26 protein-coding genes are annotated in these 21,476 nt (G+C 47.8%); 15 read left to right on the top strand and 11 right to left on the bottom strand.

All coding sequences use genetic code 11. From position 1 onward, the window contains the following. Positions 1-117: 117 nt before the first annotated feature. The 4 genes from AWU56_RS11995 to AWU56_RS11980 are packed head-to-tail and all read right to left on the bottom strand — an operon-like array spanning position 118 to position 3,589. Positions 118-1,245 carry a DSD1 family PLP-dependent enzyme gene (locus AWU56_RS11995; protein ID WP_286682670.1) on the bottom strand — a complete coding sequence of 376 codons (1,128 nt, stop codon included), beginning with the start codon at positions 1,243-1,245 and terminating at the stop codon, positions 118-120. Then, positions 1,246-2,136, bottom strand: coding sequence for an LOG family protein (locus AWU56_RS11990; protein WP_286682669.1), 891 nt, complete (start codon positions 2,134-2,136; stop codon positions 1,246-1,248). A 9-nt stretch (positions 2,137-2,145) separates the two neighbouring features. Then, positions 2,146-2,649: a DUF1543 domain-containing protein gene (locus tag AWU56_RS11985; protein ID WP_272978162.1), complete on the bottom strand. Its 504-nt coding sequence runs from the start codon at positions 2,647-2,649 to the stop codon at positions 2,146-2,148. A 10-nt stretch (positions 2,650-2,659) separates the two neighbouring features. Then, positions 2,660-3,589, bottom strand: coding sequence for a LysR family transcriptional regulator (locus AWU56_RS11980; RefSeq protein ID WP_272978142.1), 930 nt, complete (start codon positions 3,587-3,589; stop codon positions 2,660-2,662). Between the two features lie 107 nt (positions 3,590-3,696). On the opposite strand from AWU56_RS11980, the gene AWU56_RS11975 reads away from it, so the two are divergent. Then, positions 3,697-4,551 (top strand): type 1 glutamine amidotransferase domain-containing protein, encoded by an 855-nt coding sequence (locus AWU56_RS11975; RefSeq protein WP_272978141.1) that lies wholly within the window; start codon positions 3,697-3,699, stop codon positions 4,549-4,551. Positions 4,552-4,570: 19 nt separating this feature from the next. Beyond that, positions 4,571-5,659, top strand: coding sequence for an NADH:flavin oxidoreductase/NADH oxidase (locus AWU56_RS11970; RefSeq protein ID WP_286682668.1), 1,089 nt, complete (start codon positions 4,571-4,573; stop codon positions 5,657-5,659). A gap of 15 nt (positions 5,660-5,674) precedes the next feature. Here AWU56_RS11970 and AWU56_RS11965 read toward each other — a convergent pair whose 3' ends face one another. Continuing rightward, positions 5,675-6,097 carry a secondary thiamine-phosphate synthase enzyme YjbQ gene (locus tag AWU56_RS11965; RefSeq protein ID WP_272978139.1) on the bottom strand — a complete coding sequence of 141 codons (423 nt, stop codon included), beginning with the start codon at positions 6,095-6,097 and terminating at the stop codon, positions 5,675-5,677. Positions 6,098-6,121: 24 nt separating this feature from the next. After that, the gene (locus AWU56_RS11960; RefSeq protein ID WP_286682667.1) at positions 6,122-6,571 is read right to left on the bottom strand and encodes a GNAT family N-acetyltransferase; all 450 of its coding nucleotides are present in this window, start codon (positions 6,569-6,571) and stop codon (positions 6,122-6,124) included. A gap of 231 nt (positions 6,572-6,802) precedes the next feature. Between AWU56_RS11960 and AWU56_RS11955 the strand changes: the two genes are divergently transcribed. The 3 genes from AWU56_RS11955 to AWU56_RS11945 are packed head-to-tail and all read left to right on the top strand — an operon-like array spanning position 6,803 to position 8,569. Then, positions 6,803-7,603 carry a GGDEF domain-containing protein gene (locus AWU56_RS11955; protein ID WP_286682666.1) on the top strand — a complete coding sequence of 267 codons (801 nt, stop codon included), beginning with the start codon at positions 6,803-6,805 and terminating at the stop codon, positions 7,601-7,603. Between the two features lie 10 nt (positions 7,604-7,613). Then, positions 7,614-7,898 carry a GGDEF domain-containing protein gene (locus tag AWU56_RS11950; RefSeq protein ID WP_286682665.1) on the top strand — a complete coding sequence of 95 codons (285 nt, stop codon included), beginning with the start codon at positions 7,614-7,616 and terminating at the stop codon, positions 7,896-7,898. Further along, a complete protein-coding gene (locus AWU56_RS11945) occupies positions 7,856-8,569 on the top strand; it encodes an SIMPL domain-containing protein (protein WP_286682664.1) in 714 nt (237 codons plus the stop codon). Before AWU56_RS11950 ends, AWU56_RS11945 begins: the two co-directional genes overlap by 43 nt. Here AWU56_RS11945 and AWU56_RS11940 read toward each other — a convergent pair. Then, complete coding sequence (locus AWU56_RS11940; RefSeq protein ID WP_286682663.1) at positions 8,566-9,180, bottom strand: hypothetical protein; 615 nt, start codon at positions 9,178-9,180, stop codon at positions 8,566-8,568. The two genes, AWU56_RS11945 and AWU56_RS11940, sit on opposite strands and share 4 nt — an antisense overlap. 174 nt (positions 9,181-9,354) lie before the next feature. Between AWU56_RS11940 and trhP the strand changes: the two genes are divergently transcribed. From trhP to upp, 3 genes are read left to right on the top strand one after another with little or no spacing between them, the layout of a single operon-like run. Further along, positions 9,355-10,644 (top strand): prephenate-dependent tRNA uridine(34) hydroxylase TrhP, encoded by a 1,290-nt coding sequence (trhP, locus tag AWU56_RS11935; protein ID WP_286682671.1) that lies wholly within the window; start codon positions 9,355-9,357, stop codon positions 10,642-10,644. Next, a complete protein-coding gene (locus AWU56_RS11930) occupies positions 10,631-10,819 on the top strand; it encodes a 4Fe-4S dicluster domain-containing protein (RefSeq protein ID WP_286682662.1) in 189 nt (62 codons plus the stop codon). The genes trhP and AWU56_RS11930 overlap by 14 nt, the downstream gene beginning before the upstream one ends. Positions 10,820-10,876: 57 nt before the next feature. Further along, a complete protein-coding gene (gene upp / locus AWU56_RS11925) occupies positions 10,877-11,506 on the top strand; it encodes a uracil phosphoribosyltransferase (protein ID WP_286682661.1) in 630 nt (209 codons plus the stop codon). A 47-nt stretch (positions 11,507-11,553) separates the two neighbouring features. Here the strand turns inward: upp and AWU56_RS11920 are convergent, their stop codons facing one another. Next, entirely contained in the window at positions 11,554-12,027 is a 474-nt protein-coding gene (locus AWU56_RS11920) for a helix-turn-helix transcriptional regulator (protein WP_006954508.1), read from the bottom strand. Between the two features lie 94 nt (positions 12,028-12,121). Between AWU56_RS11920 and AWU56_RS11915 the strand changes: the two genes are divergently transcribed. The 6 genes from AWU56_RS11915 to ppiC are packed head-to-tail and all read left to right on the top strand — an operon-like array spanning position 12,122 to position 18,395. After that, entirely contained in the window at positions 12,122-13,294 is a 1,173-nt protein-coding gene (locus AWU56_RS11915) for a TolC family protein (protein WP_165477436.1), read from the top strand. Next, positions 13,291-14,307 carry an efflux RND transporter periplasmic adaptor subunit gene (locus AWU56_RS11910; RefSeq protein WP_286682660.1) on the top strand — a complete coding sequence of 339 codons (1,017 nt, stop codon included), beginning with the start codon at positions 13,291-13,293 and terminating at the stop codon, positions 14,305-14,307. The genes AWU56_RS11915 and AWU56_RS11910 overlap by 4 nt, the downstream gene beginning before the upstream one ends. Continuing rightward, positions 14,304-17,372, top strand: a complete 3,069-nt coding sequence (locus AWU56_RS11905; RefSeq protein ID WP_286682659.1) for an efflux RND transporter permease subunit — start codon at positions 14,304-14,306, stop codon at positions 17,370-17,372. Before AWU56_RS11910 ends, AWU56_RS11905 begins: the two co-directional genes overlap by 4 nt. Further along, positions 17,362-17,664 carry a DUF3240 family protein gene (locus tag AWU56_RS11900; protein WP_006954512.1) on the top strand — a complete coding sequence of 101 codons (303 nt, stop codon included), beginning with the start codon at positions 17,362-17,364 and terminating at the stop codon, positions 17,662-17,664. Before AWU56_RS11905 ends, AWU56_RS11900 begins: the two co-directional genes overlap by 11 nt. 53 nt (positions 17,665-17,717) lie before the next feature. Further along, the gene (locus AWU56_RS11895; RefSeq protein ID WP_006954513.1) at positions 17,718-18,065 is read left to right on the top strand and encodes a VOC family protein; all 348 of its coding nucleotides are present in this window, start codon (positions 17,718-17,720) and stop codon (positions 18,063-18,065) included. A 51-nt stretch (positions 18,066-18,116) separates the two neighbouring features. Continuing rightward, complete coding sequence (ppiC, locus tag AWU56_RS11890) at positions 18,117-18,395, top strand: peptidylprolyl isomerase PpiC (protein ID WP_006954514.1); 279 nt, start codon at positions 18,117-18,119, stop codon at positions 18,393-18,395. 18 nt (positions 18,396-18,413) lie between these two features. On the opposite strand, the gene AWU56_RS11885 is transcribed toward ppiC, so the two are convergent. Together AWU56_RS11885 and AWU56_RS11880 are read right to left on the bottom strand one after the other, a co-directional pair. After that, positions 18,414-19,640, bottom strand: a complete 1,227-nt coding sequence (locus tag AWU56_RS11885; RefSeq protein WP_286682658.1) for an NnrS family protein — start codon at positions 19,638-19,640, stop codon at positions 18,414-18,416. Between the two features lie 79 nt (positions 19,641-19,719). Continuing rightward, positions 19,720-20,169, bottom strand: coding sequence for a YaiI/YqxD family protein (locus AWU56_RS11880; RefSeq protein WP_286682657.1), 450 nt, complete (start codon positions 20,167-20,169; stop codon positions 19,720-19,722). Positions 20,170-20,276: 107 nt separating this feature from the next. Between AWU56_RS11880 and AWU56_RS11875 the strand changes: the two genes are divergently transcribed. Further along, complete coding sequence (locus AWU56_RS11875) at positions 20,277-21,179, top strand: diguanylate cyclase domain-containing protein (protein WP_286682656.1); 903 nt, start codon at positions 20,277-20,279, stop codon at positions 21,177-21,179. Here the strand turns inward: AWU56_RS11875 and AWU56_RS11870 are convergent. Beyond that, entirely contained in the window at positions 21,176-21,472 is a 297-nt protein-coding gene (locus tag AWU56_RS11870) for a hypothetical protein (protein WP_286682655.1), read from the bottom strand. The two genes, AWU56_RS11875 and AWU56_RS11870, sit on opposite strands and share 4 nt — an antisense overlap. Positions 21,473-21,476 lie beyond the last annotated feature (4 nt).

Raw genomic sequence — 21,476 nt, 5'->3', positions numbered from 1 at the left:
AAAAAAATCCATAGCCAGAAATTCTGACTATGGATTTTGAAGACTCTGCCGGATCGGTCAACCGATCATTGAAAATTTCTTAACTGATCGGCATTAGCCAAATGGCTCCTTTTTTTGTTACCAGAAATTAAACCGTGACCATTGTTCGCTTAATTGCCCCTCTGCATCAGCAACATAATACTTATCGAACTGAGAGGCTGTGGCACAAGCATGATTCGGAAGGATGCGTAATTTATCGCCGATCTGAACATCGCTGGGTATTTCGCTCGAGCCTGCACGCTGTTTAATGACCCCATGCTCTTGGCTAGTGCTCTCTACTATCCAGTCGGTAAGCGGTCGTCCGGCACCATCTAGCACCATACCGTAGCCATAATCGATCGCTTGCGATGCTGTACCGCGGTCGCGCGATAACGCCATCCAGCCCGCATCAATGAGGATCCAACCTTTCTCCGGCTTCACCCCTATGACAGTGGTCACCACAGATAACGCGATATCATCTAGTGAGCACACATTGATATTCGCCATCACTAAATCAAAAAATGTATAAACACCGGCACGCACCTCCGTCACGCCCGTGAGATCTTGAGCAAAGTGTGCGGTAGGCGTAGAACCGATACTGACCATCGGGCAGTCAATTCCTACCAGTTCAAGCCGCTCCTTCACATAAACCGCAGTGGCACGTTCGTTCTCAGCCGCCGCGACTTTGTCTGAACGTGTCATACAACCGTACGAGCCACCTGCATGCAACAGAACACCCTTAAAAAGTTCGGCTTGCGCTAGGATTTTGCTGACATCCATCAGCGCAGGACTCTCAGCAGTTAATCCTGCACGGCTGCCATCGCAGTCAATTTCAATGAGCACAGGAATAACGACGTCATGCATACGACAAAATTCGACCACCTGAAGCGCCTGTGTCTCACTCTCTAAGATGATTTTTAAATCAACGCCTTGTTCGATCAACCGCTTAACGTGAGGCAGTTTGTTCTGCGCGATCCCCACCGCATAAATTTGATCTAGAAAGCCGTGTTCTGCAAAAAAGTCAGCTTCTTTTAGCGTCGATACGGTAATCGGTCCCGTGCCACCATTAAAGATAGCCTTAACCGCAGGCAGCGATTTGAGCGTTTTTACGTGGGGCCGTAAGGGCGTCTTTAATGCGCTAAGATGGCAGTTCAAACGCTTGATATTGGCATCAAACCGCGGACGATCAACACGTAAATAAGGCGTTTCAAGCGCATCCCATGTCATTTATTTATTCCCCTCACTGAGTTCATAGCATCGGCAGATATGCGCCCACGCTTCTTCCGCCGTATTCACTAACGTAAACAACTTCACGTCATCGGGCGCTATTAAACCTTCTTCAATTAATAAGTCGAAATTAATTAACTTCGACCAAAAACCTTTGCCTATCAGTACAATAGGCACTGGATCGATTTTCTTTGTTTGAATTAAGGTGAGCGTCTCGAACAACTCATCTAAGGTGCCGTAGCCGCCTGGGAGCGCAACTAGAGCGCGTGCCCGCATCAAGAAATGCATTTTCCGAATGGCAAAATAGTGAAATTGGAAGCAAAACTCGGGCGTGATGTAAGGGTTCGGATATTGCTCCTTGGGTAACACAATATTAAGGCCGATACTCTCACCACCAGCCTCAGTCGCACCGCGATTAGCCGCCTCCATCACACCTGGACCACCGCCTGAAATTACCACAACCCGATGCTCAGGGTAATTCTGGCTGTGCTCAGTAACTAAATGCGCAAATTTCTGCGACTCCGAGTAATAGCGGCTGTTCTTTAAATCCCGCTTTGCTTTAATCCAGTGTGCTTTAGTGGTCGCATCGTTGGGGGTTTTATCAAGCTCAGCTTGCGCAATATCGAGGTTATATTGCGCCTGTTCCGGTGATAAAAAACGCGCGCTACCAAACACGACTACCGTCGCATCAATCTGATGCTTATCGAGCACGCGCTCAGGCTTTAGGTACTCTAATTGCAATCGAACATGGCGAAGATCGTCTTCCAGTAGAAAGTCGTTATCAGCAAATGCCAGTTTATAGCTGTCATTATTCTGCAGTCGCGCGATGGCTTCTTCCGACTGCTTAGCCGAAGCGTGGTGTCGTTGATGCAGGGGGTGTTTGTCCGCCATTCGAAAATCCTACGGTAAAGGGTGGTAGCCCATCCAATCGGGCTTTAACGGCTGTTGCACGCCATCGTATTCAAGTTTAATGGCATAGCCATCGAGTAAATCAATCTTGAGGCAGTCATCGACTTCAAGCAAGTCGTCTTTATGCAGTTGTTCGGCCCCCGCAAGTCCTGTGGCAGAAACGTGCACTCGTGCCCGTTGTTTAGCATCCGCGGCTGACTTCGCCACCACTACAGTAAAATCATGGAATTCCGCCAAACGACCCGGGAAATAACCACCAAAATTCACAAAGTATAAGGATACTCCCTGATTGTCGACGGGCTCTTTGGTGAGCAAAATGCGATAGCCATCGACATGATGTAAGGCAACGTAGCTATCCATATGGAGACCCTGCTGCGAACCGAACCACTGCTGTCGTAATGCCGGAAAAGTGGCTTCAATCACTGGCGCGACCGCAAACCGCACATCATGGAGCTCAATATGTGCACCCGGCGCGCTACCGCCGATATAAATCATAAAAAGTTGGTTAACTTGAGTGCTCTCTGCAGACACGTTGGAGTACCTCTTGTATTGTGTTTCTTAACCATCGACGCATCGGATCAGCATCCGTCCGTTCATGCCAAATCTGCATTACCTGCACATTCGGAAGGTCAAGGGGTGGTTCAAGTATGACTAAATTATCATCCAATACGGTCGCCTGCTCAGCTATTGAGCGCAAACAAGTCAGCAACCAACGCGTCCCGGTTAATAACCGAGTCGGCACAATAAAACTGGATAAACCTGCAACGATACTACGTTCACGCCCCAACTCTGCCAGCTTTTGATCGACCAACCCTTTCAAATCACCGGTTAAGGTAGTAAGTAAATGCTCACACTCTAAGTAATCGTCAAGTGAAAAGCCGCCGATGACATGCGGATTATCCCTAGCTGCTAATACTTTAAATGGCTCCTCAATCAAGCGTTGTTGTCGCAACGTGTCAGGTAAGTCACTGTAAAACCCTGCAATAGCAATATCACATTCGCCGGTTTCCAACTCCTGGCGTGGGAGACGACCTCGCGTATTTTGCGTAACTATGGTGACATTAGGTGCAGCTTGCCGAACTAAAGGCAATAAATGAGGCAATAGCGCCTGCTCCATATAATCTGTCGTATAGATCCGTATCGACTCCGTTCTACTCAGATAATCATGTCCTTCGGTTTGTTCATAAAAGTTTCTGAGCTGATGAATAAGTGGTTGCATCTGACGCGCAAGCTCATGGGCACGCGGTGTCGCGGTCAATCCCCTCGCTGCACGCACGAATAATGAGTCTCCCATTTCGTGGCGAAGTTTATTTAACTTATGACTTAATGCGGGCTGACTCAGTGACATACGTTGCGCTGCCCGGGTAGCATTTAACTCTTCATAAAGTGTATGAAAAACCAACAGAAGGTTAATATCCTTAGTGTATAAATTCATTTGCTATTCATTTTTTCGATGGGTCAAATAGATTTTTTCTTATTATCGAATGATAGTACACACGCTACTATAAGCGCATCAAAATTTACGCCTTAATTGGAGGCTTTATGACAATCGGTTTTATCAAGTCACTCTTACTCACTGCCACTTTAGGTGCAGTATTGCTGTTTTGCCAAGCAGCGGTGGCGAGCAAGGGCAAGGTACTCGTTTTACTCTCCAGTGAAACACAATTAGAACTTGCTGATGGCAGCCAATATCCAACGGGATACTACCTGAACGAATTTGGTGTACCGGCTGATGCGCTTCAGCAAGCGGGCTACGAGCTCGTTTTGGTCACTCCAAAAGGTAACGCACCGCGGGTCGACCAACGTTCTGTCGATACACAATATTTCGGCGGCGATGAGCAAGAAATGCAGCGCATTCAAAAAGTCATCGCTAACCTTGATGGCATTAACGATACCCACAAACTCGCCGACGTACTCAAAAGTGATTTGAGCCAATTTGATGGTCTATTCATACCTGGCGGTCATGCACCCCTGATTGACTTGGTCGGTAATCCTGAAGTCGGTAAGCTACTGACTTATTTCCACAACCAACAAAAGCCTACCGCCGCAATTTGCCACGGCCCTATTGCACTGCTGTCACCACAGCAAATGCCGACACAGTTTATTGACCAATTTGCGAAAGAAGGTCAATCACAAGCGCAAGATTGGATCTACGAGGGCTATAACATGACTATCTTCTCGACCCCAGAAGAACAAGTTTTCGAGCGCTCACTTAATGGCAAACAAATCCGTTATTACCCAGCCGCTGCGATGCAAGCCGCAGGCGCGAATCTCGAACAAGCCGAAGCGTGGCAGCCCAACGTCGTTATCGACCGCGAACTGATTACCGGTCAGAACCCTTTTTCCGACAAAGTTCTAGCAGAAGCGTTAATTAAGCAACTAGAACAAGCGCAGTAATCAACAAGGAGTACTTAGCGTGTCAGCTTTATTTCAACCATTTGAGTTAAAAGATGTTCGTTTGCGTAACCGTATTGCCGTACCTCCGATGTGCCAGTACATGGCAGAAGAAGGCGTGGTCAACGATTGGCACCTCAGTCACTACACCAGCTTAGCGCGCGGTGGTGCGGGCTTAGTTATTGTTGAGGCGACCGCAGTTTCTCCTGAAGGACGTATCACCCCAAACTGCACCGGGTTGTGGAATGACGAGCAAGCACAAGCGATGCAGCCGATTGTCGACAACATCAAAGCCGCCGGTGCGGTAGCGGGTATTCAAATTGGCCACGCGGGACGGAAGGCAAGTGCCAACCGTCCATGGGACGGCGACGACCATATTGCTGAAGAGGACGTCCGAGGCTGGGAAACGCTCTCGCCCTCACCAATCGCTTTTGGTGCGAACCTGCCTCGCCAACCCAAAGAGATGACGTTAGAAGATATCAAGCGTGTGCAAAATGACTTTGTTGCTGCCGCAGAGCGTGCTCGCGACTTAGGGTTCGAGTGGTTAGAACTGCACTTTGCTCATGGGTACCTTGGTCAAAGCTTTTTCTCGCCACACGCTAACCAGCGTACTGACGAGTATGGCGGGTCATTTGAGAACCGCGCACGCTTCTTAGTCGAAACTGTCCGGGCGGTCAAAGCCGTATGGCCCGATAACTTCCCGCTAACTGCACGTTTTGGTGTTATCGAATTTGATGGCAATGACGAGGAGCAGTTGCAAGAGTCGATTAAGTTAACTGAGTTACTCAAAGCAGAAGGGTTGGATTTTTTAAACGTCAGTATCAGTTTCTCAACGCCGCACGCCAATATTCCATGGGGACCAGGCTTTATGGCGCCGATTGCTGAACGCATCAGAAACGCCGCGGATATTCCCGTTGCATCGGCGTGGGGAATGGATTTACCACAGCTGGCAGAACACACCGTCGCACAGGGTCAGTTAGACTTAGTGATGGTTGGCCGTGCACATTTATCGAACCCTCACTGGCCTTACGATACTGCTAAAGCATTGCGTGTTGAGAAGCCGTCTTGGGTATTACTCGCCCCTTATGCGCATTGGTTAGAACGGTATTAAGCTCACTTTTAAAGCTTAAACACCTTGTACAGTGAGCACCAGTTTTCGACTGCTGGCGCGGTCACGGTGCTCACATAAGTAGATACCCTGCCATGTGCCCATATTAAGACGCCCTTGGGTTAATGGTACAGTCACACTCGCGCCCAGAATACTCGACTTCAAGTGAGCTGGCATATCGTCAGGTCCCTCGTAGGTATGCTCATAGTAGGGCGCATTCTCAGGCACCATCTCGTTGAAATGGCGTTCAAAGTCACCCCGCACGGTCGCATCGGCATTTTCATTGATCGTCAATGAAGCCGAGGTATGTTGAATGAACACATGCACGAGGCCAGTCGATAATTGGCACTTTTCAGCTAATAACCGCTCTACGCGATCAGTGATTAAGTGAAAGCCTCGATTAAAGGCGGGCAGCGTTAACTCAAATTGTTGTACGTGCATAGAACTCTCAAAAATAAGCGTGTACTAGCGCATTAAACGCATAGGCACCATCTGTGGATCGCTATTGGTTTGCTCTATAAACCCTAAACTGCGATATAGATTCAATGCGCGATGATTTTCTGGCAATACGTTTAATGTAACATGCTCAACGTCAGGATGTTGCCAAGCGTAATCAAGTAACTCCTGCACAAATAGGCGCCCTAGCCCTTTACCTCGCTCCTGTGGGTTTACAATCAAACATGCAATGTGTCTTGCGCCTTCATGTTTTTCATAACATTGTGCGAAACCAACTAACTTATTGTCGTACCAAAACCCAAGAGAAGGTCGTTCGCCACATTTTAAGCGCGCCCAAACATCATCTATGGGACTATTTGCATCAACATTTGGACCTAACCAAAAGAGACGATCGTTCGAGGTTGTTGGCCACGAAAATATGTCATGAAATTGAGTAAGTGTAACGGGCTGAAGCATCATAAATTCCTTTTCGTTGTTTAGAAAAACTATAAGGGAAAAATAAACAATGCCAATAAGCGCATCCTCAGACTGAACACATCATGAACTGAAATCGCCCATTTACGCGTTGAAAAGACCTCAATTTGCGCCGAGCAACCTTAAATATTATTAACACTGGGTTGAAATAAAATGTTACATTCAGCATGCTGTAACATTACACTACGCTTTTTTATATAGGGATCTGGCTACGACATGGAATTGTCAGCGTTCAGTGCGCTCTCACCTAAGCGCCCGCAGTTTTGGCAAGTTGCGAAACGGTGTTGCATTATCGCTGCATCAATCGATGTCGCATTTTTCTTCATTTTTTTGATACTTGATTCGCCCATCCTTGCCTGGGTCAATTTACTCAGTATTGCAATGTATCTTACTGCATATTGGGCATTCGGTCAGCGCAAAAATATGTTAGCCATATCGCTTATTTGGTTAGAAGTGCTCTACCATTCGGCACTCGGTACGCTCATGATCGGATGGGACAGTGGCTTCCACTATTTTTTATTAATGTTTGTTCCCGCCATATTTGTCAGCATGAGCCTCAAGCCCGCAGTGTTAACGCTATTTGGATTGTGGGTATATTATCTTAGCCTTGATTTATTCAGTTGGTACTATCCTGCGATACAGCCAATCAATGCTACCGCTGTCGTCGGGGTTCATATTTTTAATCTGACGGTAGTGTTTATGATGTTTGGTTACTTAGCACTGTATTACCTAAATAAGGTCAATTTAACTCATGACCAACTCAGGTTCTACGCAACCACCGATCCATTAACCAAATTAAGAAATCGCCGACATATGTCGGAGTTATTAAAACGAGCCTTACAGAATAAACACGCCGAACAACGCAACGTTTCTGTTTTGTTGCTCGACCTTGATCATTTTAAATCAGTCAATGATACACATGGGCACGAAGTCGGCGATAAGGTACTTCGCATTACTGCTGATATTTTACGCGACACCGTACGCGACCATGACAAAGTTTCTCGTTGGGGGGGGTGAGGAGTTTTTGGTGTTTTTACCACGAACCAACTTAAATCACGCCGCGCAAGTTGCTGAACGCATTCGCAAAGCAATTGCAAAATATCCCTGGCACACAGTTATAAATGAGAACATTCAATTGACTACTAGCATCGGAGTGAGTGAACTCAAACCCGATGACTCGGTCAATACATTAGTAAAGCGTGCGGATGACGCGCTATATCGCGGCAAGGAAGCTGGTAGAAATTGGGTCGAACTCGAATCGGAGGCTTCATGTCGCAAACCAAAAACAGCATCATCATCGCCATCGGACTGATCGTCAGTTGTGGGGTACTTGGTACATTTTTTTCAAAAGGCTTAACCGACTTTCGAGCAATGGATCGCAGTGTCACTGTGAAAGGGCTCTCTGAACGCGAGTATGTTGCCGACACCGTTATATGGCCGATTCAATTTACCGCTGCCAGCAATGAACTTTCGGATATTTATCAAACCATTGAACAAGGCAAACAACAGGTCACCGAATTTCTAAAGGGTAAAGGGGTTAAAGCCGATGAGATTTCCGTCGCAGCTCCCTCGATCACCGATAAGTCGGCACAACGTTATGGCTCAGGTCAACCGGCTGAGTTTCGCTACACCGCCACCCAAACCATTACCGTGTATTCAACGCGCGTCGAAACAATACGCGACATGATGAGTTCGCTATCGGAATTAGGTAAACAAGGTATGGTGCTATCTACCGACGATTACCAAGCGCAACCCGAGTACCTATTCACCCGATTAAACGATGTGAAACCCGAAATGATAGAAGAAGCCACTAAGAATGCACGCGAAGTGGCAGAGAAGTTCGCCGAAGATAGTAATAGCGAACTCGGCAAAATAAAAGATGCCCGCCAAGGCCTATTCAGTATTCAAGAACGTGACCGCCATAACCCACACCTTAAAAAAGTACGTGTCGTTTCAACAGTTGAATATTACCTATCCGACTAGTCAGCCGTTTCATCATTTTTAGGTCGAGGGCATTGTCCCTCGACATTCACTTCAACATAATTCATATCGAAGCATCGCAGATAAGATTCAACAATAGTTAAGTTAGGTGGCCACGGCACTTCAATCGGATTACCTTCAGCATCGCGCGGATCAAATCCCTCGGGGCGCGGAACGGCTTTTAGACGCGCTATTGCATCAACCAGTTTCGGTTTGTCCTTTTTAATAAATGCAATGGTCGCATCCATATAGGGGTTCCACCCGCTACGGTCCTGCTCGTCCGGTTTATAACTCTGTCTAAATAAAGCAATCGCCGCCTCATTGTGACCCAACTCCGCATGCAGCTGGGCTTGATGTAGACGGAGCGTGTGCTTCATACCGTCCGATAAGTCAGTTCGTTGTTGTTGATACGCCTCAATCAGTTTAACCGCTTCTGGCTTACAACCGGGTGTATCGGCAACGGCGCGCCAGCCCCCTTCAAAGTCTTGGTCAAAACTCATAAAATCTAACTCAAGCAGCGCTGCCTTGTTTTCAATGCATGTGGCTTGCGCCGCTTTCGCACCAATAGGTACCAACATAGCACTAACCAATAAGAACTGAACGAAACGACTCATTACAAATAACCAAAGTTTATTTATTTTGTTTATCATTAGCACTCTTTTGCCCCCATCTCAAGCGCCTCACATCGGCAGTTTATTGATTCACATCAACGCGTGATAAGGCATTTAGCAGTAACCTGCGAGCATTTAGCTCCGCACGTAACTGGATCAGTACCTTAAACTATGTCGATGTATAAAAGCCCCGAACTACTCGCGCCAGCCGGTAACCCCACCGCCATGAAAATCGCTTTTGCTTACGGTGCAGATGCGGTTTATGCGGGCGAGCCACGCTACAGCTTACGGGTAAGAAATAACAGCTTTACGTTGGCAAATTTAGGTGAGTCGATCGACTACGCCCATCAGTTGGGTAAACGCTTTTATGTCGTGGTCAACATCGCACCGCATAACGCAAAACTGACGCAGTTTGTTGAACACATGGTGCAGGTGGTTGCTCTACAGCCTGATGCATTAATCGTCTCAGATCCGGGTATCGTGATGTTGCTGCGCCAGCACTTCCCTGAACAAGCACTGCACTTATCTGTGCAAGCGAATACAGTGAACTGGGCGGCACTCAAGTTCTGGCAACAACAGGGCATCGAGCGGGTGATCCTCTCACGCGAACTGTCTTTGCAAGAGATCAAAGAAATGCGCGAACACGTGCCTGATATGGAGCTTGAGGTGTTCGTCCACGGCGCTCTGTGTATGGCTTATTCGGGTCGCTGTTTACTCTCCGGTTACACCAATAAACGTGATCCCAACCAAGGCGCATGCACCAACGCATGTCGTTGGAAGTACCACACGCAACCTGCACAGCAAGACGAAGTCGGCCAATATATACCGGACCCCATCTTAGTCGCCGATCCTCAACGTCCCGATGAGCCCATGCTACTGGATGAAGATATTCATGGCAGTTATCTGATGAACTCCAAAGATCTTCGTGCCGTTGATTTAGTCGAACCGCTGACGCAAATGGGTGTTCACTCTCTGAAGATTGAAGGCCGGACCAAGTCCGACTATTACGTCGCACGTACAACCCAAGTCTACCGACGTGCCATTGATGATGCCGTAGCGAGCAAGCCATTCAACCCGCAACTGCTCAATGCGCTTGATGGCATGGCGAACCGTGGTTTTACTCATGGCTTCTTACAACGTCACAGCGCACAGTCACTGCAGAACTACGAACGCGCTCATAGTGAAGGAAAAGAGCAACTTGTCGGTCAGTTACTCGCAAGCGACAACCAAGATGCCTACCTTATTGATGTAAAAAATGCATTCTCGGTGGGCGATGAACTTTTACTCATCACGCCCAAAGGTAACTATCCACTTAAAGTCACTGAGCTTGTGGATAACAAGGGAACGCCGCTTTTACGCGCACCGGGCTCGGGTTATCAAGTCTATGTTCCTGCTGAAGTCGCTATCGACTCAGGAGATAGACCCATGTGTTTTCTGATAAAAAGGAGCGAGCATGATCACCATTAACGAAGACTGCATCAACTGCGATATGTGTGTGCTTGAGTGCCCGGTCGAAGCGATCGAGATGGGTGACGAGCATTACGAAATTAAGCAGTCGTTATGTGTCGAATGCGAAGGTTTCTATCCTGAGCCCAGCTGCTATGCAGTGTGTCCGGTCGATGCAGTGGACATCGGCAAGTAAAAAACAGCGAAATTTGCTATGCTTTGCCGCCAAGAACATGAATAAAGGGGCATCGCCATGGGATTACAGGTCATTAAGCATCCGCTTGTACAGCATAAGCTTGGGTTAATGCGTAAACACGGGATCTCGACCAAGAGCTTCCGCGAACTTGCCAATGAAATCAGTACGTTACTTACCTACGAGGCGACCAGTGACTTTATGCTGGAACCACATACCATTGAGGGCTGGAACGAAAAACCTATTGAGGTCGAGCAACTTAAAGGTAAAAAAGTCACGGTAGTCCCTATTCTACGCGCAGGTATGGGGATGCTGGATGGCGTTACCACACTCATCCCCAGCGCAAAAGTTAGTGTTGTCGGCTTATACCGTAATGAGGAAACGTTAGAGCCCGTCAGCTATTTCGATAAATTCGTTAACGACATCGGCCAGCGCATCGCCCTCGTTATCGACCCGATGCTCGCTACCGGCGGCAGTATGATTGCCACCCTCGACATGCTCAAGCAACAAGGCTGTAAGGACATTCGCGTACTCGTGTTGGTGGCGGCGCCCGAAGGCGTTGAAGCCGTATTGGCCAAGCATCCCGATGTACGAATTTTTACTGCATCACTCGATGACAAGCTCAATGAGCAGGGCTATATCATCCCGGGGCTGGGAGATGCCGGGGATAAAATTTTTGGTACCCGTTAACCGAGCTAAACAAAGAGACTGCTAAAGCACTGACACTTTAGCAGTCATCAATTAAGTAATGCATCGATCAGCCACGCTGATAAATTATTGCGACCACTCAAACCAGACTTCGCATAGATGGCGGATGCCTGTTGTCGCACGGTTTTTTCCTTCGTACTCCTAACTTCCGCAATTTCGTTAAATGTCAGCCCTTTGATCATCAATACAGCGACCTCTTGCTCACTCGGCGAAAGCTTCCATTCATTAAACCAAGTTTTTACCGTTGAGTAAGAGGCCTCCTCTCTCGCATCTGCACTTTCTTGATGCTTTATCAACGCAGTGCGTAAATGCGCCAGTTCATTGTTTCTGCGAATAACACGACGCCAGAGCACGATGAAAGCGATAATAGAAATAACGACGGTAATCCCCTCAACGATCAAATGCCATACTGCCACTTCCATTTTATAGTCAGCTACAACATCCGACACGTTGGCCCCTGCAATCAACAAAAAAACGACCATCAACAATCGGTCAATTGTCATAAATCCCCCTGCTATAGCTGTTATAGGACATGTGTCCGATGTCTTTTCATCATAAAAACCCTAGATTATGTGGTGATATTAACCGATGGAGTTGATGATGTCTTTTACCCGCATCAAAGCACCGAAAATTTTTGTTTCGCTGAGTGCGTTATTTTTTCTGAACAATGCTTTTGCGAATGACCTCGTAGATTACGCTCGCTCGAATATTCTCGAACATGATCCTACGACCTTACAAACCTTCAACACACGGAGTTGGTTAGCAGAACCCATCACCGCCTCTATTATGCGCTGGCAGACCCAAGATAATGCGATAGGTAGTGATGAAACTGAACTATTATTTGAATTTGCGTTTCTCACACCCAAGCAACATGAACTTCTTCAGTCATCAAAACAATTGAGTCATCAATACCATGTTGTTCAACAGCAACAAATCGACTTGTGGATATCTGGTACAATTCGTCAACTGTTTTGGGAAACTCAACAAGCTGAGGTCGAGCAACGCTTTATAAAGCACACTATCGATGCACTCAATAAAATGCTGGCGACTGTCGAGCTTCAAGTTCAGCAAAAGCAATCGCCTAAGTATGCGCAACTCATTATTGAGCAGCGCCTTAATAGCTATAACGTTGAGCTCAATAAAAAGCAGGTCGAGTTACAGCATTTCTATCGGCTATGGCAGCAATACACGGGTCAAGCTCAGTTACCCGACACCCTAGAAGAACCTAATTCGGACTCGTCGAATCTGACGCACCCGAGCGTTCAAGCGATTGAATTACAATGGCAACTTGCGCTATTAAACGCCGAAAATAATGCCGCGAGTCAAAGTAACTGGCGCGTAACGGCCGGTGTTAAAGATATTCGTTCAGTCGCAGGAACAGAAACACAGCTCGGGGTCGGACTCGCGATACCCTTAACATTTTCTCGGACACTTTCGTCGCTCGACCTTGATGCGTTGCAGCGCGAGCAATCTGATATCAATACCCGCTTAAAAACGACCGTGATCGACATTCAAACCCGAATCGCCCAGCGCCGAAGTCAGTATCAACAATTACAACAACAAGTTGAGCTGGCGAAACAAAATGCTTCTATCAGTTCGCAAGCACTCGATGAGCTCGACGCGCTATATCGACAACACCAAATTGATACAAAAATGTACATCGAGCGGCTGATAGAACAACTCAACTATCAGAAGTTCTTCCAACTCACGCAAGTACAGCTTCAGATGGCCAAAGCACAACTCAATCAAGCTCAGGGAGTCTCTTTATGAACCGTCGTACCCTTGGTTATTCATTTCTTTTAATACTAGTGGCGTTGAGTTCAACGCAAGTATCTGCACAAACAGCAGTCTCTATCGCAGAACTTAAGAACTATGAGCTTGGGCTACAGCAGCCGGAAGTTGCTGATATGGTACCAGGAGCACCGCTATTGGCGACTTACCAACCGATGACCCAGAAGCATTTAGTGATTGCGAATCCGTTCGAGAACGCACATGTCCAATTTGCAGTGACGGATGGTACTCGCGTTAATTTAGGTCAACGCATTGCAACCATCACGGGCCCGTCTGTCGAACACTTTTTTCACCGTCTCGAGACGGTAAAAGCACAATATGACGTTGCTCAACAACAGCATAAAAGTAAGTACAATTTATACCAACGCAATGCCTTGTCAGCTGATGATTGGCAAAACTTTTTAGACCAATACCTCCGTCTGTCGGATCAAATGCATGAAATTAAAATTCTTTTATCGCGCTTCCATCAACTCGCCGATGATAGCGCAGAACTAAAGGCCCCCATCGACGGCATATGGCAATCAGACGCCGATGACATGCGAATTGGTTACGTCATTGATAGGTCTGAAATACGCCTTGCCGTTCAAGCGCCCAATGAACTTGCATCGTCGGTGCACCACATCAGCGTTCAAGGCGAACGATTCACTATTGACTATCGCGAGCAATCGACACGAAATGGCTTTACCACACTGTGGTCATCGCCGCTAACAGAGAGCACATTTACACTCTACCAACGAATGAGTGTAGTTCCGCTCCGTAACATCGCAAACGCATTCAAAGTACCTGGCTCAGCGGTTTCATCATTAAACGGCGAACCTGTCGTTTTTAGTGTTGATAAACAAACCATCCATCCGATTCCAGTTAGCGTAAGCGCCGTCGAAGGTGAAGATTACTATGTAGCCGCTTCCACATCGCTCGATAATCCCATCGTGACTCATTCTGTCGCTGCGCTTAAAGGTATAATCGATAGTCGCGAGGAGGCGCAGCAATGATTGCTAAATTGCTCAGTTTCTCATTAAAAAATCGACTATTCGTTTTTATCACCTTTTTGCTCATCATAGCGGCGGGAATACAATCATTTCGGCAACTCCCGGTGGATGCCTTTCCAGAGATATCACCGACACAAGTTAAAATTATCTTGCGAGCTCCCGGAATGGCCGCAGAACGGGTAGAAAATCAAGTCACGCACCCAATCGAAACCGAATTGCTGGGGATTCCTAACCAGACCATCTTACGTTCGACAACTAAATACGGTATCACCTCGATTACATTAGATTTTGAGGAAGGCACTGACATTTATTGGGCGCGCCAACAAGTGGCAGAGAAGCTTGCCGCCGTGCGCGATGCGCTGCCCGCAGGTATACAAGGTGGACTTGCGCCCATGAGTACACCATTAAGTGAAATGTTTATGTTCACTGTTGAAAACCCTGACCTCACGCTCAGTGAAAAGCGACACTTACTCGACTGGGTCATTCGCCCTGCGTTGCGTACATTAGAGGGCGTAGCCGATGTGACTAATTTAGGCGGCAAGGTAAGGACTTTTCAGTTCAGTCCCGATCCCATCAAACTGAGCGAAGCTAAGGTGTCATTAGATACCATCAAGACACGTTTGGAGGAAGCCAATCAAGTCGGTAACTTAGGACGCGTCACACTGGGCACCGAAACCTTTAGTGCTCGCGTCTCGGGCCGTATCGTTGAATTAAACGATTTAGCCGCACTGAGCGTGGAAAATGCCAATGGCGATGTCTACCGACTCGAACAGCTTGGCGAAGTCTCATTGAGTTATTTACCGCGATTTGGCGCCATCACCAAAGACGGTCAAGAGGCGGTAGAAGGCTTAGTGGTTGGCTTAAAAGGCGCTAATGCAGCGGCTGTAGTCGCGTCTGTTAAAGATAAGCTCACACAACTACAAAGTAGCTTGCCGCAACACACTGACATCAATGTTTTCTATAACCGTAAAGGCCTGATCGATACAGCGATTGCCGGAATTTCTGATGCGTTGATGGAATCTATTGTATTGGTCATCGCGGTATTGGTGTTCTTTTTACGAAATATACGCGCGTCTATCTTAGTCTCGCTGTCCATTCCTATCGCAGCGCTCATTACATTCATCTGCTTGCGTCAGATTGGCTTATCAGCCAACTTGATGAGCTTGGGCGGGTTAGTTATTGCCATCGGTATGATTGTCGATTCATCCGTCGTCATTACCGAGAAAGTTGAAACCGAACTCAATTCAGAGAAAAACTTGCCGATTCTGCATAAAATTTATCGAGCAAGCTTATCGGTTGCGCCCTCAGTAGTCAGTGGAACCATTATTATCGTACTCGTGTTTCTACCCCTATTGACGCTGACAGGCCTTGAAGGCAAATTGTTTTCGCCAGTCGCGCTCACAATTGTCATCGCTATTGCAGCATCACTTGTTACCGCATTGACCTTGATACCCGCACTCGCCTCATTGATGATGCGTCCTAATAAACGCCGCAATAAGATGTTAGAACGCTTGCAGGCAAGCTACCGTGTAATACTCAATAGCGCATTAACGCACAAACCTTTGTTAATCACGGGTTTTGTAGTCCTGTTTGGTCTGAGCGCCTTAAGTTTCATCATGGTCGGTAAGACATTTATGCCGACCATGGATGAAGGCGACATTATCGTACAGTTTGAAAAAGCGCCCACCTTGTCACTCAGCGAATCAATAGCCATTGATACGCAAGTCGAAAACGCACTACTAGAACAAGTCCCTGAAATTAAGCAAATTGTCGCACGTACAGGATCTGATGAACTGGGTCTTGATCCCATGGGATTAAATGAGACCGATGTGTTTATGGAGCTGAAACCACGAGATGAGTGGCGTTTTGACAATAAACAAGCCTTAATTGATGCCATCCGTGAAGTTGTATCAGGTTACCCTGGCATGAATGTGAACGTGACGCAGCCGATTCAAATGCGTATTTCGGAAATGCTAACGGGCAGCACCGGTGCAGTTTCAATTAAAGTGTTCGGCGATGAGATGGACACATTGGCAGGTTTGACCGATGAAATTGTTGCGTCGGCACGCGATGTTGAGGGTGCCGTCGATGTGCAGGCAAGCGTGATAACCGGTGCGCAGTTTCTAAGTATCGTTCCTGATATGCAAAAGCTGAATTACTATGGTATTTCAAAGCGTGCCTTTAGCGAATTTATCCACTCACAATTAAGTGGCTACTCGGTCAGCGAGGCGGTGAATGGAAGAATTCGCACACCTATTGTGTTCGGCTCACAGAGTGAACGTTCCGGATACCAAGCTGTGACACGACTCAACTCGCTCACAATTATTGCCGAACAAGGTAAAGCCGTGCCACTTAGCGAGGTCGCTACTATCAGTTTCGAGCAAGGTCCAGCCATTATCGAGCGCGAAAATAGTCACCGTTATGCACTCATTACAACGAACGTTGAAAATCGTGACGTCGTTGGGTTTGTAAATGAACTACAAAGCCAAATTGAGCAGCAGGTTGAGCTACCTGCCGGTTACTTTGTCGAATATGGCGGTGAGTTCGAGAACCAAGCGCGTGCCAGCGCCAATCTACTGATGGTAATACCTGTTGCACTGTTGCTGATTGTCATACTTTTGTTTACTTCGATGGGCTCACTTGGGTTAACCGCGATCGTGCTCACGAATATACCGTTCGCATTAAGTGGCGGTGCTATTTCACTATGGATTAGCGGTCAATATATGTCTGTGCCTGCATCCGTAGGTTTCATCGCATTGATGGGAGTGGCGATTCTTAACGGGATCGTTATGGTCAGCCACTTTGAGCAAACCAAAATACACTTCTCGCACCTGTCCTCGCTCGTGATCGCTGGCGCAACCGACCGTTTAAGGCCGGTATTAATTACAGCCATCACGGCGATATTTGGGCTCATTCCCCTGCTGATCTCTACCGGTCCAGGTTCCGAGATTCAACGTCCGCTCGCCGCCGTGGTCATCGGTGGACTAGTGACCGCGACGCTGGCGACCTTGTTGTTATTACCGGCGCTCTATCAAATCACAAATAGGAAGCACTACCATGAACAGTAAACTGCTAAAGTTGTATTTTAGTCGTGAGCAAAAAGCAGATGTGGTCGACTGCCTATTACAAATAGACGCTCTTTCGGGCTTTAGCCTATATGAGATTGATGGCTTCAGTCGTCGCCACGAACGCTACGATATTGCCGAACAAATCCGCGGCGCCCGACGTATGTTAGCGGCCGAGGTCGTGTGTAACGAACACGACCTCACCGAAATAAGAGCCGCCTTGCAAAGACTCAACTTTAAAGAGCCCATTCGGTTCACCCTGCACCCTATTGAGGCAATGGGGCACTTAATTTGAGCACTCACAATTATGGGCTACACTTAGATGCCATGGTTGCTTAGGAGCCAAGAATGAGTACCACTAAAATTAATTATATTGAAATGCCTGCAAGCGATATCGCCGCAACTAAGCAGTTTTTCAATGACGCCTTCGGTTGGGAGTATATCGACTATGGTCCCGATTACGCGGCTATCAAAAATGCCGGCATTGATGGTGGCTTTTACAGTGCGCCTCTAAAAGCACAAACGGCACAAGGCAGCGTATTGGTGGTACTTTACAGTCCCGACTTACAAAAGAGTCTACATGCCGTCGAACAAGCAGGCGGTGAAATCATTAAGCCCATTTTCAGCTTTCCAGGCGGTCATCGATTTCACTTCACCTGCCCCAGCGGCAATGAATATGCGGTTTGGTCGGAGTAGTCCGTACAAGCTGTGATAAACTGATGAACGTATCAGTAAAGGAGAAATCTCATGGCACGTGCGCATGCATTACACATTTTGGTTAAAACCAAGCCCGAAGCCGAAGAGCTAAAAAAGCAGCTCGCCAACGGCGCAAAATTTGCCGACTTAGCGCGTAAACATTCACTCTGTCCGTCAGGCAAACAGGGTGGCGACTTAGGCGAGTTCCGTCGCGGTGAAATGGTACCTGCCTTTGACAAGGTGGTATTCGGTCAACCGACACTAGAAGTACATGGTCCCGTTAAAACCGCATTTGGTTACCATCTTATTAAAACACTCTCGCGCGGCTAAACCGCACTATATGAGTGATTACCCAGGGCGGCCATCCGCTCTGGGGCTTCGCAAGATGTTCTGATACACACCAACAAAACAACCATAGCTCAACATCCATCCCAGTGCCGCAACCAATAACCAACTGAACGTAGCCTCGGGCATCACCACAATACCCACAACACGCGCTAACGCAGCCAGTAATATTAGCAAGAACGCAACAGACATCACGGGTTTAGATTTTAAAGGGCGTCCGCTATGGCCGAGTGAGATACGTGCCATCATCGCCAAAATCAAGCTACCCATTGCACCGACGGTTAACGCATGCAGTGCTGTACTTTTGGCAAGCTGAATATGAGTTGCTAATAAACCTGCACTTTGCGCGTAATAGATAGCAAGCAAGCCCAGCCCAACAGGAATAAACGCGTAAGCTCCATGCAGGGACCATACTAACGGCACGCGCCAAGTTATCCATGGGCGCCAGCGCAACCAACGAATAGCGTGCAATGCACCAGCGACTGCAAACAATAAGGCAAGCACAGCGCCCGGTAACACTCCATCTAGACTGAACAAAAACGCCACCGCGATCAGCCACGAGCAACCCAAAGCAGCACGTTCTAGCCAAGGCCAAGCGCTTACCCGAGCAGTACCGGTACCATTTGCAGTAAACATGGGTATGACACGTCCACCGATCACACTCATCAACAGGGTAATTAAAAATACCGCAGCATAAGCGCCCTGTACCTGCCACGCATACTGCTCAAACCAAAGTCCTGCGTGCATCATCGCATTTGTCGCGGTGAGTAACAGTAAAATAGGCACAAAGAATAAGTTACGGGTTTGATTCACATTAAGCAGCAGACGCGCAAACAACAGTGCGGCTACTGGCAATACACTTAAATCAATAAGGATGACCGCGAGCGCAGGCAGATAGGCACCAAACAGGAACGCCAACCTAGCTAAGCTCCAAAGCATGACGAGAACAAACAATGTCTTACCATGAGTAGCGCGCTGCCCCGTCCAGTTTTGTACTGCGGTTAGCAAAAAACCGAGAATAATTGCAGTAACAAACCCAAATAGCATTTCGTGAGCGTGCCAAAACAGTATGTTGCCGTAGACAGGGAGTGAGACCCAGCCGCCAAGCATCGCTATCCACAGACCAACCGCAACAATGCTAAAGCTAGCGCCGAATAAAAAGAAAGGTCGAAATGCCTGGCGCAGTAGAGGCGTCAGGCGCATTTCCTGTTCCGTTTGTGTCACTTGCATGAATAACTCCGTATGGGCTCATTATGCCTTACGAATTAATCATACATTTAAAATGCACTTTAATACCAGCGAAACTCAATTATCGAATGAGCTGCGTCAATATTCGGTCGAGTTGATTGGCAAATGCCATTTTATCGCGAGCATGCAAAGGGGGAGGACCTCCGGTATGCTCGCCACTGCTGCGCATGGTATCCATAAAATCGCGCATATTAAGACGCCCACCGATATTTTCTTTGGTGTACAGTTCGCCTCTTGGGCTCAGCGCTTGCCCACCCTTTTTGATCACGTCCGCAGCCAAAGGGATGTCTGCGGTGATCACTAAATCACCTGCCTCGCAGCGTTCAGCAATTTCGTTATCCGCCACATCAAACCCCGACTCCACGCGCACTGAGCGAATGAACTTAGAAGGCGGCACGCGCAACGCTTGGTTAGCGACCAAAATAAGCGACACCTGCTTGCGCTCAGCGGCACGATACAAAATCTCTTTTATGACCGTCGGACACGCATCGGCGTCCACCCAAATATTCATATCCGTTCATCACTCACTAATAAAAGATGGAAAGCATAGACAGACGGGCTAATCTAAGCAAACATAAGGTTTTAGAACAATCATACTAACAAAATCTAAGGCGGCTTATGAATAAACCTGCATTTGCAGCCCTTGCAGAATATATGGATCTGCTCCTTGATGCCATTTGCGTTGTGGATCCAGACCACCGCTTTAGTTACCTCAGCCCAGGCGCCAAACGCGTGTTTGGATATGAGCCTGAAGAAATGATTGGCCGTTCAATGTTTGACTTTATGCACCCGGATCATCATGCCGAGACGCTGTTGCGTGCCGAGCAGGTCAATAATGGACGGGACGTGCTACATTTTGAAAATCGCTACATCCATAAAGACGGCTCAGTCATTTACTTACACTGGACAGCACGCTGGTCCGAAAAAGACCAAATGCGTATTGGTGTGGCACGCGATATCACTGCACAGCGAGCGTTGGAACACGAACGCGAAGCACTTATCGAGCGGCTAGAGCACATGGCGCTCACCGACTCCCTGACTCAACTCCCTAACCGGGCGTTATTCTATGACCGCGTGCGTACCGCACAAGCGCGTGCAGAGCGTGATGCCGGCGGGCTAGGTATACTCTACCTCGATCTCGATAAGTTCAAGGCGGTTAACGACCATTACGGTCATGCTACGGGCGATGAATTATTAAAAGCAGTCGCCACTCGGATTCAATCCGCGATCCGTAATACCGATACCGCAGCACGCTTGGGTGGAGACGAGTTTGTGGTGTTGGTGGATGCTTCGCATACCCGACGACTCGATAGTGCGATTGATAAGGTGGTTAATAAGATCCAGGCTGCATTAAAGCCACCCCACATCATGAAGCATGGATCGTTAGCCATTACTGCCAGCATTGGCGTGGCCATGTGGCCGGAACACGGTCAAAGCATTGAGCAACTACTACATCACGCCGATCAAGCCATGTATAACGCCAAGCGGCGAGGAGGAAACTCGGCAAGCATCATCTGCTAATGCATCGTGTGTTCGTAGCGCGCCTCAATCTGACGTGCAGGCAACTCACCACCCACAATAGGTTTCAAGGCGCGCTGTACCTCCGGCACTAACGCGGCCAAAGTCGACAACATCGCCGGCTCACTGACATACTCATCAAACACCAAGGTCACCACTAAGCTCTGTGGAAAACGCTGATAGTTCACCTCGTGCGTGAGCCACACGAAGCCCTCATGCTCAACCTTGGCATCCTCGCAGACTTCCGTCAGCGCTCGAATAATGTCACGTTCGGTGTGTTTGTGTTTTGGGGGCATGGTT

This window comes from Idiomarina sp. T82-3, assembly GCF_001577655.1.
Classification (GTDB): Bacteria; Pseudomonadota; Gammaproteobacteria; order Enterobacterales; family Alteromonadaceae; genus Idiomarina; species Idiomarina baltica.
This window is presented reverse-complemented; position numbering and strand designations above follow the sequence as displayed.